General features: G+C 41.2%; 12 protein-coding genes and 1 pseudogene. 2 read left to right on the top strand and 11 right to left on the bottom strand.

Annotated features, from left to right (window positions below; genetic code table 11):
- Positions 1-97 (top strand): annotated as a pseudogene (locus tag P8O16_RS16135) (IS1595 family transposase); the annotation flags it as partial.
- Between the two features lie 28 nt (positions 98-125).
- Here P8O16_RS16135 and P8O16_RS16130 read toward each other — a convergent pair.
- The gene (locus P8O16_RS16130; RefSeq protein WP_300316469.1) at positions 126-1,517 is read right to left on the bottom strand and encodes a S8 family peptidase; all 1,392 of its coding nucleotides are present in this window, start codon (positions 1,515-1,517) and stop codon (positions 126-128) included.
- A gap of 408 nt (positions 1,518-1,925) precedes the next feature.
- Between P8O16_RS16130 and P8O16_RS16125 the strand changes: the two genes are divergently transcribed.
- Positions 1,926-3,578, top strand: coding sequence for a DUF885 family protein (locus P8O16_RS16125; protein ID WP_300316468.1), 1,653 nt, complete (start codon positions 1,926-1,928; stop codon positions 3,576-3,578).
- Positions 3,579-3,878: 300 nt separating this feature from the next.
- Here the strand turns inward: P8O16_RS16125 and P8O16_RS16120 are convergent, their stop codons facing one another.
- The 10 genes from P8O16_RS16120 to P8O16_RS16075 all read right to left on the bottom strand — a co-directional run bounded on the left by P8O16_RS16120 (position 3,879) and on the right by P8O16_RS16075 (position 12,854).
- Positions 3,879-4,529, bottom strand: coding sequence for a CPBP family glutamic-type intramembrane protease (locus P8O16_RS16120; protein WP_300316467.1), 651 nt, complete (start codon positions 4,527-4,529; stop codon positions 3,879-3,881).
- A 168-nt stretch (positions 4,530-4,697) separates the two neighbouring features.
- A complete protein-coding gene (locus tag P8O16_RS16115; protein WP_300316466.1) occupies positions 4,698-5,279 on the bottom strand; it encodes a bifunctional precorrin-2 dehydrogenase/sirohydrochlorin ferrochelatase in 582 nt (193 codons plus the stop codon).
- Between the two features lie 24 nt (positions 5,280-5,303).
- Entirely contained in the window at positions 5,304-6,083 is a 780-nt protein-coding gene (gene cobA, locus P8O16_RS16110; protein WP_300316465.1) for a uroporphyrinogen-III C-methyltransferase, read from the bottom strand.
- Entirely contained in the window at positions 6,080-8,167 is a 2,088-nt protein-coding gene (locus P8O16_RS16105) for a nitrite/sulfite reductase (RefSeq protein WP_300316464.1), read from the bottom strand. Before P8O16_RS16105 ends, cobA begins: the two co-directional genes overlap by 4 nt.
- A 192-nt stretch (positions 8,168-8,359) precedes the next feature.
- Positions 8,360-9,619 carry a GTP-binding protein gene (locus P8O16_RS16100; RefSeq protein WP_300316463.1) on the bottom strand — a complete coding sequence of 420 codons (1,260 nt, stop codon included), beginning with the start codon at positions 9,617-9,619 and terminating at the stop codon, positions 8,360-8,362.
- A gap of 194 nt (positions 9,620-9,813) precedes the next feature.
- On the bottom strand, positions 9,814-10,713 hold the full coding sequence (gene cysD, locus P8O16_RS16095; protein ID WP_300316462.1) for a sulfate adenylyltransferase subunit CysD: 900 nt from the start codon (positions 10,711-10,713) through the stop codon (positions 9,814-9,816).
- A 169-nt stretch (positions 10,714-10,882) separates the two neighbouring features.
- Complete coding sequence (locus tag P8O16_RS16090) at positions 10,883-11,587, bottom strand: phosphoadenylyl-sulfate reductase (protein ID WP_300316461.1); 705 nt, start codon at positions 11,585-11,587, stop codon at positions 10,883-10,885.
- A 3-nt stretch (positions 11,588-11,590) separates the two neighbouring features.
- The gene (locus P8O16_RS16085; protein ID WP_300316460.1) at positions 11,591-11,833 is read right to left on the bottom strand and encodes a DUF2061 domain-containing protein; all 243 of its coding nucleotides are present in this window, start codon (positions 11,831-11,833) and stop codon (positions 11,591-11,593) included.
- Positions 11,834-11,911: 78 nt separating this feature from the next.
- Positions 11,912-12,325, bottom strand: a complete 414-nt coding sequence (locus tag P8O16_RS16080) for an Rrf2 family transcriptional regulator (RefSeq protein ID WP_300316459.1) — start codon at positions 12,323-12,325, stop codon at positions 11,912-11,914.
- Between the two features lie 142 nt (positions 12,326-12,467).
- Positions 12,468-12,854 (bottom strand): hypothetical protein, encoded by a 387-nt coding sequence (locus tag P8O16_RS16075; protein WP_300316458.1) that lies wholly within the window; start codon positions 12,852-12,854, stop codon positions 12,468-12,470.
- Positions 12,855-13,022 lie beyond the last annotated feature (168 nt).

The raw sequence follows: 13,022 nt of genomic DNA, 5'->3' as shown, positions 1-13,022 counted from the left end.
CCGAATTAATCGCTCCCAGAACAAAGACACCATCTTCAATAATCTAATCATCAGAATGGTAAAAGCAGATAAAATGTATATCTCAAATATGATATGATGTTAAGCGGACACCTCTATTGATTTAATTAAAAACCTGAAACATTTAATCTTCCACCAGTCACAGTTTTACCCGCCAAAGAAGGTGTAGGAGTAGCTGAGCCCAAGATTGCTGCTTTAATCTGAGCAGCAGAAGCATTTGGGTAAATAGAGGCATAAAGAGCTGCAGCTCCAGTTACGTGAGGAGTTGCCATAGAGGTTCCGTTATAACTTGCATAACCCGAAGTAATAGTAGCTCTTTTCCCTTTTCCTGAAGAAGCAGGTACAGTAGACCAAATACCAGACCCTGGAGCTCCAATATCCACCGTAGTAGCTCCATACTGAGAGAAGCTCGATAATCCTCCACTACTTGTGATTGATGCTACCGCTATCACATTAGGACTATCATAATTTGAAGGATAGCTTGCAGATGCGTCATTATCTGTACCAGAATTTCCAGCAGCAGCGATAAATAGAATACCCGCAGCATCGGCTCGATCAATAGCATCTTTCAAGGCCTGAGAATATCCTCCTCCACCCCAAGAATTATTTGTGGCTACAATGTTCAACCCTTGACTTTGCTTTAGATCTGTGAAGTAATCAACCGCCTTTATAGCATTCGAGGTAGTTCCCCCACGGCTTCCTAAGAATTTCGCACCCATAATTTTGACATTCCAAGCTACTCCAGCAACTCCTTTTCCATTTCCTCCCACACCGCCGATTGTACCAGCTACGTGAGTGCCATGATCGTCACCAGTTCCATCAAATAAGGTGTTATTATTACCATCAAAGTCCCAACCATAAACATCATCTACTAGACCATTTCCATCATCGTCAACACCATTTCCAGCTATTTCGCCTGGATTAACACCAGCATTAGCAGCGAGGTCTTCATGATTATACATATAGCCTTCATCAATGATTCCTACATATACAGAAGAGCTACCCAACTTATTTGCTGCCCAAGTAGATGCCGCCTGGCTACCAAATTGGTTTCCTCCTGCAGACATTCCCCAAAGAGAGTTGTTCGTAAAGTAGGGGTCATTGGAAGTAGCAAAATGCTCATAGATCCAATTTGGCTCTGCATATTCCACTTCAGGCATTGATTTCAGTTTATCAATAGCTTCCATGGTTCCTAATTTGGAATCCACTAAAATCAAATCACCTGATTTTCCACCTTTTCTGGCATAAGCAAGTTCCATTGCTCCAGTTTTAATTTCCTCAACGATTGTGGCTTGCACGGCGGATAGTATATCGTCCGAAATTCGTGACTTTGTGGTCACTGTCTTCATCTTAATCAATAACTGACCTGGAACAAATCTCTGCTGAAGTGCAGAAGTTGTCTTTTCGGATAAAACAGGCTCATTTTCGCTGATCTCAGCGCAGGAAACAGCCAATCCCAGCAGGGCAGGGAAAACCATTAGATGTTTGAAGTTTTTCATAAGGTTGTTGGTTGATTATTTTTTTGAAATCTATACTTTTTGATAAATAAAATTTCATTTTTTTCCCGTTAAGCAAAATAAAATTACCCACTCTCTTGAATCAGAAATTTTATCAAATTCTCCATTAAGCTTTCAAAAAGCACTTATTTAAAACCTCGAATTAAAATTTAGATCAATTCAAGTTCAAAATTTTGATTTTCTCCTCTTAAAAATGATTTTTAACCCAAACCGATTTTATTTGAGCATATCTTAAAACAGAATAAAATTCTGATACTAGAACCTAAAAATTATCAGAAAAAAACTTTAATATTTTGGAAAATTTACTTGGCTATTTATGGGAAAAAATCAATTTGAATCCTAAGCATCGATCCATTACCTTAATGAATCAAAACACTTCCCCCTTTTCCTATGACCCGAGTTCTTAATCTTCTTTCTTTTTCTTTGATTTTATTCGTTTCTTTTTCCTGTCAAAATCCACAAAATCAGGACCTCAAAATCGAAAAAAAACCAGCCAATTATTCGGATCTTGTATCACTTTTTAAGAAATGGCAAACCTTCGAAACACCACCGCTTTTTGAGGGAGCTCCTGACTATCGAAAGGAGACTTTTGAAAAGCGGCTCCCTGAATTTAAGCGACTTCAATCTCAACTCATGGAAATGGATACTGCTGGTTGGAGCATTGCCGAGCAAGTCGATTACCGAATCGTCTGGGCCGAGATGAACGGTTTTGATTTCAATCACCGCATTCTTAAGCCATGGGAACGGGATCCAGCTTATTATAAATCCATTTGGACTGAAAGAAGCGATGTTCCGGCACATGAAGGACCTACACATCATGGGATTTTGGAGCTTTGGCAATATGATTTCCCGCTGCAGTCGGCAAGTCGTGAGAAATTTGCAAAAGAATTAGCTGGAATTCCTGCCTTAAATGAGCAAGCAGAAACTAACCTGACTGGTAATGCCAAGGAACTTTGGGCAGCCGGAATTCCTAGTATCTCCCAGCAAATCACAGACCTTCAGGACATGCTCACTTTGCCGGGAATCGCTGAAGATGCTGAATTGGTCAAATTGATTACTGAAGCAAAAAGCTCAACAGAAAAATTGGTGGCTTGGCTTGAAAAAGAAGCTCCATCCAAAACCGGTGAATCAGGAATAGGAAAGGAAAATTACACTTGGTATCTCCAAAATGTTCATCTGGTTCCGCTGACTTGGGAAGATGAAGTAATGATCCTAAAGCGGGAATTGGCAAGAGCTTGGGCTTCGCTGAAATTGGAAGAGCACCGAAACCGGAATTTGCCTCCACTTCAAGAGGCAAATACCCCGGAGGACTTTGCCAAGCTAAGTGAAGATGGGGTCAATAGCTTAATAAGTTTCCTTCGAGATCAAGAAATCGTAACCGTAAAAGATTATTTCGAGCCAGCTTTGCGTGTTCATATGGGAAGTTTTATTCCTAAGGAAAAGCGAAACTTCTTTACCATCGGAATGCACATCGACCCGAGACCCCTTTACTCGCATTTCTACCATTGGTTTGAGCTTGCTCGCATGGATAATGAGCCGCATTCAAGTGAAATCCGTCGTGAACCGCTTCTTTATAATATTTGGGACTCCAGAAACGAGGGAACAGCCACAGCAGTGGAAGAGATCTTCATGGATGCAGGATTATATGAAGATTCCCCAAGATCTAGAGAGATCGTCTACATCATGATTGCACAGCGGGCTGCGAGAGGTTTGGGTTCGCTCTACGCCCAAGCAAATGAAATGACCATGGTGGAAGCCGGGGGAATCCACTCCAACTATACCCCAAGGGGCTGGATGAAAACGGAGAAAGAGTTGCTCCTATTTGAGCAACACCTTTATATGCGTCAACCAGGCTATGGAAGTAGTTACATCACCGGGAAGTATTTATTGGAAAATGCAATGGCGGATTATGCTCGGATTCAAGAGGAAAAAGGAATTGAATTTAAGCTCAAAGATTTCTTTGATCAGATCAATGAAATTGGAAGTATCCCGGTTTCAATGACGCATTGGGAGATGACGGGGATTGATCAGCAGAAAAAATAAGATCTCCCATTTATAAATTAATTGAGACACTTAACATCACAAAAAAGAAATCATTAAAACACTATAGTTAGAAATACATAAAGATCTCTCAGAAGAAAACGGTGATCTGGCGAAGCAAAAAGGAATTGCCAGAAATAGCTATATCAATGAAGCTTTAAATTTTTACATCCGACTTCAAAAGCAAAAAGAAATGGCCGAAGTCTTCAAATATTCCTCCGTTTGGGTGAAAAATTCTTCCATGCAAATCAATATTGAATTTGATCTATTAATGGAGGAGGAGGCAGTGTGAGGTCTAGCTAATCAACCTTCATAAAAATATACATACGGAATAATCAGGACGGCATTATATACTCCATGAAATAGCATAGCGGTCCGGATGCCATGATTTAATCGAAGAAAACTTAGAATTAAACCTATAAAAAACTGCATCCCAACTAAAAAAGGAATCCAATAAAAATGCTCTCCAAAATTGAAATTTGAATAATTCCCTAAATGAACTAATCCAAAGAATATAGCTGAAGTATAAACCACAAACTTCAAATCAGGTGTCTCTTCATTATTAATCCTGATGAGCAGATATACAAGGTATACCACAAAGCCAACCGCTATATACCACTGCTCACTAATGATGAATACCGAAAGACCAATACCCCACCAGATAGAAGCTTTTTTGAGATCAAGGTGAAGCCTGAAGATAGGCTCCTCGATTAATGGTGCCAAAAAAATCGCAGCAGCAGCTACTAGCCACTTATAATCTTTCATCATTTCCTCTAGTTTCGAGTCAAACTGATCTAGTCCTACCCATTCCATCAATAGCGCACTGGGAACAATGATAATCAAAGCCCCCAACAGTAAAAGGATGAAATTTTTAGGACTTATCGAAGTATAAGAAGTAGCCTGTTTGGGATTCTTAAGAAAGGATTGGAAATCTTGAAAGATGGTTTGTGTCATTTTAAACTAATTAAGCTTCCAATAAAACTATTTCAAATCAAACGGACAAGACTTGAATAAGAGTTTATCTAAAATAATTAGTTGAGACTGGGTACACTTCACAAATTAAAAACCTTAAATATGTGACTATATACATAATTGGAACATTAAGTAAAAATTAGACGAATTTTAGACATCTAACTTCCGCACTAAGCCTTCTGTCGCTTCATTCATTGCTTTGACTTTGTATTCAAAGTCTCCTTTCAGCGAAGCACGGTAAGTATGGAGATTTTCCAACAAATTATCCAATTCTTCAGGAAGGACTTCCTCCAAAAGTTGGCGAATCCGCTTCGCTGCGGTAGGTGACTTTCCGTTGGTGCTAATGGCGATCTTGAGATTTCCTTTGGTCACTATTCCCCCCAAATAAAAATCACAGAGTTCGGGAGTATCAGCCACATTTACCAAGAGAAAACGTTCCTTGGATTCACTCCGAATTTGTCGATTTACTGCTTTATCATTGGTCGCTGCGATCACAATATGCTTGCCTCCGAGATATTTTTCATGGTAGTGATCTTCAATTAAGGTGACGTTTTCACTTTGCGCAGCAAGAAACAAAAAGGCCTCTGAAAACCCCAGTGAAACAACCGTGACCTGTGCTTTGGGACTTGATTTCAAAAGGAATTCTAATTTTTCGGTCCCTACAAATCCCCCTCCAATGAGCAAAACATTGAGTTGATGCACTTTCAGAAAAATAGGATAGAGTTGATTCATTTTAGAAGTGTTAAGATTTTATTATCAAAGATTTACTCTTCCTACTCCAATTGCCTCACGATAAATTTCTGCCAACTTAAGGCTCTCCCTTACCACTTCCCCTATTATTATAATAGCGGGAGCTTCGACTTGGTTTTCTTTCGCTCTTTGAGAAATCGTAGAAATATGCCCTGCAGTGATTTTTTCCTCTCGGGTAGTCCCGCTTTGAATAATTGCTACCGGCAGATCCCCTTTTCCAAATTGGGAGTAGACCTTTACAATTTCCAATAGCTTTTTTGTCCCCATCAAAACCACCACTGTGGCCGAAGACTGGGCCGCAAGAGCCAGATCCTTAGAAAGTTTTCCTGCGGAAGTCGTCCCTGTAACCACCCAAAAACTCTCGGAAATCCCTCGTTTGGTCACCGGGATACCTGCAGAAGCCGGAACTGCTATGGCTGAAGTTAACCCGGGAATCAGTTTGGTAGGAATACCGAAGGCCTCGATATATTCAATTTCTTCGGCTCCACGACCAAAGACAAAGGGATCCCCTCCTTTCAAGCGGACCACATGTCCATGCTTTTTGGCTAGGCTCACACAAAGCTGATTAGTATCTCCTTGGGCCTGGGAATGCTTTCCCACACGCTTTCCTACAAAAATCTTAATGGCAGACCTTGGCGCATGCTTTAATAAAACAGGATCGATCAAAGCATCATAAAGGACCACATCTGCTTTGTTCAAAGCCAAAACGCCTTTCAGGGTAATCAATTCCGGATCGCCAGGACCCGCTCCTAGCAAGGTCACTTTAGGTTGAATCAGATTTCTCATTCACTCACCTCCTCTTCCCGATAGTTTTTCAATAGATGATAGATTTCAAAAGCTTGTCTGGCATAGGCTTTCGCAAATGCCTCAGTCGGTTCATGTTGATTGATTTCATAGACTTTTTCTGCAAAAGTTCCACGTAAGTTGATTTTACCAGTAGCTATAAAAACCTCATCAAACTGGGCAATGATATTCGCATAGCTATTGGTGCTGATGTCCTCACTGAGCAAAATAGCCTTTGCGGAATTGATCAGCCCAGCGTAATAGTAATAGATACTGTCCGACCATCTGCCTTCTGACAGCGCTTCCTGACCGAGTTCCAGCTTTTCTAGAGCTTCCAAGAGCAAAGTCGCCACTAAGTCAATCACGACTCCGGCGCATTCTCCAACTCCAACCGCTACTTTATAAGCCCCTTCATGACCCCAATCCACAAATTCCGATTCGGTGAATGTCGATGCATCTCCCAACCCTTTGAGTAATTCATAGAAATACATTTGACCCTGCAGATCGTAATAACTAATAAAATCCAATCCATTTGCATTTCTTTCAAAATCATTAAGTAAAATCCGCAACGCCTGAGGTCCACGACGGCTTGGGATTTTTGTCACTTTATCTGCAAATCGTCCATTACCATCTCCGAGATTCCCCCCACCAAGCAAGACTTGAAGTGCTGGAATTACAGTTTTCCCAGATTTCATGGACATTCCCTGAAAACCGATATGCGCCATATTGTGCTGCCCGCAGGCATTCATACAGCCTGAGATCTTAATCACGAGATCCTGATTTTTCAGATACTGCGGGTATTCTGCCACAATCAACTTTTCAAGTTCCACCGTAATCCCGGTCGAACTCGCAATTCCCAAATTGCAGGTGTCTGTCCCTGGGCAAGCGGTAATATCCCCTAGGGAATTGTATCCTCGATCGGCCAACCCGATTTTTTTCAATTCCTGAAAAAAGTAAGGCACCAAATCTTCCCGTACATCCCTAATCAGGAAGTTTTGACGAAGGGTAAAACGAATCTCATCCTTGGCAAAGCGCTCCACTAAATCCGCCAATGCTCTTGCTTGTGCTAAAAAGAAGTCGCCTAAATGCACTTTTACTCCAATAGCCACATAGCCTGCCTGCTTTTGCGTAAGTACATTGGTTTGTTTCCAAAGCTCGAAATCCAATCCTAATGCCTGATCTAATACCGGCACTTGGGGATTTGGAAGTGATTTGTTAGTTTCAAATTCAGAAATATCAATGGGATAGCTCCGATAAGGCAAGGCCATTTTTTCAGCCTTCACTAATTCCAAAAAAGCATCAAGCCCCAAGTCCTTAATCAGAAATTTCATACGGGCTTTGTTTCTTCGGGCCCGCTCGCCATGCCTATCGAAAATTCGGAGCACCGCTTCAATAAACGGAATGATTTGATCGGCTTCCAAAAACTCATAGACCAAATCGGCATGCCGAGGCTGAGAACCAAGTCCCCCACCAAGCAGGACCTTAAAGCCTTTTACCCCCTCCTTGATTTTTGGGATAAATCCCAAATCATGGAGATAACTCAGCGCATCGTCTTCCTCTGAGGAGGAAAATGCCATTTTAAACTTTCGCCCCATTTCCTGACAAACTGGATTTCTCAAAAAATAGCGATAGGTAGCATCGGCATAAGGCGTAACATCGAATGGCTCTTTTGGATCAATTCCTGCCATTTCCGAAGCGGTAACATTCCGGACCGTATTTCCACACGCCTCACGAAGTGTGACGTCATCGCGTTCCAGCTCAGCCCAAAGCTCCGGTGTACGATCCAAGCTCACATAGTGAATTTGGATATCCTGACGAGTGGTGATGTGTAATCTTCCGGTAGAATACTCTTCAGAAACCTTGCAAATTCTTCGTAACTGAGCGGAATTCACTCGACCATAAGGTAATTTGATTCGGATCATCTGTACACCTTGCTGCCGCTGTCCATAGACACCACGGGCAAGCCGAAGACTTCGGAATTTTTCTTCATCTATTTTCCCCTCCTTGAATAGATTAATTTTTTTCTCCAATTCGAGAATATCCCGTTCTACAATTGGATTTTCCAGCTCAGTTCGAAAGCTTTGCATAATTTCAATAGAATAAACTTTCCCTATCGGAAAAGTAGGTTTTAAGATTACAGATTTAGGATTTTTGACTTACTTGATCAATAAAACCCCAATTGTGAAATCAGGATTTTGCTTCTTTTACGGACGATCTCCTTTAGGAATTCAAATCTCAATCGGTTCTCAGATTTCTCAATTAGAATTCTGCTTTCAATACTAGTCGATGAATCCCACCCCAACTGTATCAAAACTACTTTCGTCAATAAGGATGAAGGAGCCGTTTGATTTGTTAGATGTATAAGAATCCGCATGAATGGGCTTACTGAGTCTGAATTTGACTTTTCCAATATCATTCAACTTCAATTGCTCGGCATCCTCTTTGCCTGAGAAATCTGTATGAATTCGGGACTCGATCTCATCTACTTTTGCCAACACCCGATTCACACCGTGCTGCAGAATGTATTTATTCCCAACCTTCAGAATTTTTGAATTGACTTGGCAGATGGTTGCAGAAATTTGCTTTTCACTTTGGGGAATAGTTTCTCTTTTGACCAGCATATCCCCTCGACTCAAGTCCACCTCATCGGCCAGCGTAATGGTAATCGAACTTCCCACCTCAGCTTCCTGATATTCCTGATCAAAGAAATGAATGCTTTTAATGGTCGTTTCATTTCCAGATGGGAGTACTGTCACTTGATCCCCAACCTTCAAACTACCGCCATATAATTTTCCGGAAAAACCCCTGAAATCATGGTAGGCTTCCGTCTTGGGACGTGTCACATATTGAATTGGAAAACGCGCTACGGAATTCTCCTGAAGATCAGCTGGCTCCAAAACCTCCAGATGATCCAAAAGGGTATTTCCAAGATACCAAGGCATCTCCTGAGATTTTCTGGCGATATTTTCTCCTTTCAAAGCTGACACTGGAATAAAGGTGATCTGATCTTCATTGAAATCGCTTTTGGCCACCAATTCATTGAAATCATCCTTGATTTTTAGGAATACTTCTTCCTCATATCCTACCAAATCCATCTTGTTGATGGCGACCACCACATGGGAAATTCGGAGAAGGTTTGCGATAAAGAAGTGTCGATATGTCTGTTCAATCACGCCTTTCCGCGCATCAATTAAAACTATAGCTACCTGAGAAGTAGATGCTCCTGTCACCATGTTTCGGGTGTATTCCACATGACCGGGAGTATCTGCTACGATAAAATTGGTCTTGTCCGTATTGAAATAAATATGCGCCACATCGATGGTGATACCTTGCTCCCGCTCAGCTACCAATCCGTCTGTAGCCAGCGAAAAATCCAGGTAATCATAACCTCGCTGCTTAGAGCTACGCTCAATTGCCTCAATTTTATCCGTCGTCAGCGAATTAGTATCATACAGCAATCGCCCAATTAAGGTGCTTTTGCCATCATCAACTGAGCCCGCTGTTGCGATTTTGATGAGTTTTCTTCCTTGTGTATCCATTTTTATAACTTTTTACTTATTGAAATACTGTGGAAATACAATTGAAATAAATCCCGCAAGCGGGATGAAATAACTTAAAAGTGAAAATTATTTCTCCGAACGAAGTGAGGAGTATTTCTATCGTATTTCAATTGTATTTCTTTATTAATAAGATTGCTTCGTCGTCGTGCCTCCTCCTCGCAATGACGATCAGACTAAAAGTATCCTACTTTCTTTCTCGTCTCCATCGCTGCCTCAGAGCGCTTGTCGTCAATGCGAGCGCCTCGCTCTGAAATCGTAGAGTCACGAATCTCCGCTACGACATCATCCAAGGAAACTGCCTCAGAAAGCACTGCTGCTGTACAAGTCATGTCACCGACAGTTCGAAAGCGAACCATCAGCTCTGTTACCTCTTCATGAGCCTCCCGAAAGACGTGCTCATTGGCTGTCCAAATCATCCCATCCCGAAAAAACACTTCGCGCTTGTGAGCATAGTAGATACTTGGGATCTCGATGTTTTCTGTTCGGATATATTCCCAAACATCAAGTTCCGTCCAGTTAGAAATCGGGAACACACGGACATTTTGTCCAATGTGAATCCTGCCGTTTAGCATGTCGAATAGCTCTGGGCGTTGGTTTTTTTCATCCCATTGCCCGAAATCATCTCGTACAGAGAACACTCGCTCCTTGGCTCTCGCTTTTTCCTCATCGCGTCTAGCACCGCCGATACAGGCATCAAACTTAAATTCCTCGATGGCATCAAGCAGTGTAGTCGTCTGAAGTGAGTTTCGACTGGAATAACGACCTCGCTCTTCCCGAACTTTACCCTGATCGATGGAGTCCTGCACATTTCGGACAATCAATTCAAGCCCAAGTTCGGCTACAAGCTTATCCCGGAAAGCGATCGTCTCAGGGAAATTATGTCCTGTGTCCACATGTAAAAGAGGAAAAGGAATTTTTGCTGGAAAGAAGGCTTTTTGAGCTAATCTTACCAAAGTGATGGAATCTTTTCCCCCAGAAAAAAGTAAAACCGGACGCTCAAATTGCGCCGCCACCTCCCGAAGGATGTGGATCGATTCTGCTTCTTTGGGATTAGGTTTTAATAGGCTGTTCATTTATGATATTTGATTTAAGATTTACGCCCTCATATTTAAGATTTACGACTTATGATTTAAGAGACCTTTGATAGTGGAGCCATAGATTTACACTTTGACTTACCTTATTCTGATTTCTGACTTAAGCTTTCTGACTTTTTCCTCTACCTTCTTGCTCACTGCATACTATTTACTGCCTACTGCTATGCAGCCCACACTCCTTCTTCGAATCCTCCCACCACCAGCGACCGGCACGGGCATCTTCTCCTGAAGAAATTGCACGAGTACAGGGTGCACAGCCAATACTGACAAAACCCTTGTCATGAAGCGGATTGTAAGGAATTTTATGAGTTTCGAGGTAAGTCAGCACCTCGTCGAAAGACCAATCCAGCAAAGGATTGTATTTCCAGATTTGGTTGGATTCATCCCATTCGAGCCACTTCATCTCGGAGCGATTGGCAGATTGCTCCGCGCGTAGACCCGTCACCCAGATTTCATTTCCCGCAAGTGCTCTTTGAAGTGGTTCTACTTTCCTTACAAAGCAGCAGGACTTCCGATTTTCTACAGATTCATAAAATCCATTGATCCCGATGGTGTTAACCAAAGCTTCTACCGAGCTTCTCTCTGGATAGTAAACCTGAATTTTTGTTTTGTATTTGGCCTCGGTACGGGCCAAGAGATTCAAAGTCTCTGGGAAAAGCCTCCCAGTATCCAAAGAGAAAATCTGGATCGGCAAGTTCTGAGAAGCAATCAGCTGCGTAATCACTTGATCTTCCTGACCCAAAGAGGTCGAAAAGCACACTTTCCCTGGAAATAGTTCAACTAATAAGGTCAAACCTGTCGCGGGAGCAAGTTGTGCTAATTGAGCTTCCAATTCGATCAAATTTGTTTTCATGGCTTAGGCTTTAGTGGCTTTTTCCCAAGCTCGCTCATGAAAATAGTAGAGCGCTACTTTGGACACAACCTCTATGGAACCTATGGAGATAGCCATTTTCAACTGACCTGTTACAAAATAGGAGATGACCATGGTGTCAATAGTACCGACTATGCGCCAGGAGATTGACTTCAAGAAACTTTTGAAATGCTTGTCTTCACCAGTGTTACTGACAAACCATTTTTTAATAGGCTGATCGATTATCATACGTGCTTGATGCGAGTTTGAATTTCAAAAGTATATAAACCCTATCTTTTTTATAGGGTTTAAAGGAAAAAAATTTTATTATTTTTCTAATATATCTTGTAAAGTTTTGTTTTCCAGTATTTTGAGTGTTTCATCACGAACTTGAATCATCACTTTATTTATTCCACACTCAACTTCGGACTTACATTCGGCGCAGGGTTCGTAGTAGTTGAGACTTACGCAAGGAAGTAAGGCGATGGGTCCATCGAGCAGTCGAATCACTTTCGAAAGCGGAATATCTTGGGGTTCTTTGATCAGGTAATAACCACCACCTTTACCTTTTTTGCTACCGAGCAAGCCAGCCTTTTTGAGTTCGAGTAAGATATTCTCTAAAAATTTATGAGAGATGCCATGCTCTTCAGCGATGTCATGGATCAACACTGTCTTTTCCTCTCGATGCTTACCCAGATAAGTCAGGGCATGAAGGGCATACTTTGTCTTTTTTGAAAGCATAGACAAAAATAACTCATTTCTTCGAATAGCCTAGTACGGGAGTGGGGAATGAAAAAATCCCCGAGGGTATCGGGCCATTTTAAGACCTAAAGACATTTCATAAATCCTGTCACTACTTCCGGAGAAGCAGTATATAGGCAAATCAGTTAAGAGTATATCTATAGAATTTCCTATAGATATCACCATTTTCTTCTCTGACAGAAATTCCTCCAACAAAGAGGTTATCACCTTGAAAAACAAAATACTTTGCAATAGGCAACTCGTAAAATTTTAACTCCTTTGAATTCAAATCCAATTGAACCAAAGAGACGGCTCTAAAATTATTTCGGATAATCTCATATGGATTATACTGGAAATATTTTTTCTCTTTCAAATGTGACACAACTCGATATACTTTCTCTTTATGAAAAAAAGCAGTTTCATAGTCGACTTCTTTAGAAATATATTCCAAGGATTGAGCTCGATTTGGTAGGTAAGTAAGCAAATTGGGACTTCCGAAGTCATCCGATCCAGAATAAAAACTCTCCATTGCTCTTGCTCTAATATTATAGATATATATAGAGTCAGAGAATTTATAATTTTAGAGGTGTCCTTTTAATTGCATATATTTATAGCTTTTCAAACGCTCAAAATGGATATATTTAAAGGTCAAGGAGTCATAGAGTTCAGTAAAAGCTTCCAAACTGAACTTGACTGC

It is taken from the genome of Algoriphagus sp., assembly GCF_029254265.1.
Lineage (GTDB): Bacteria > Bacteroidota > Bacteroidia > Cytophagales > Cyclobacteriaceae > Algoriphagus.
Note: the sequence above shows the minus strand (reverse complement) of the source record. Positions and strands in the feature narration are given on the sequence as shown.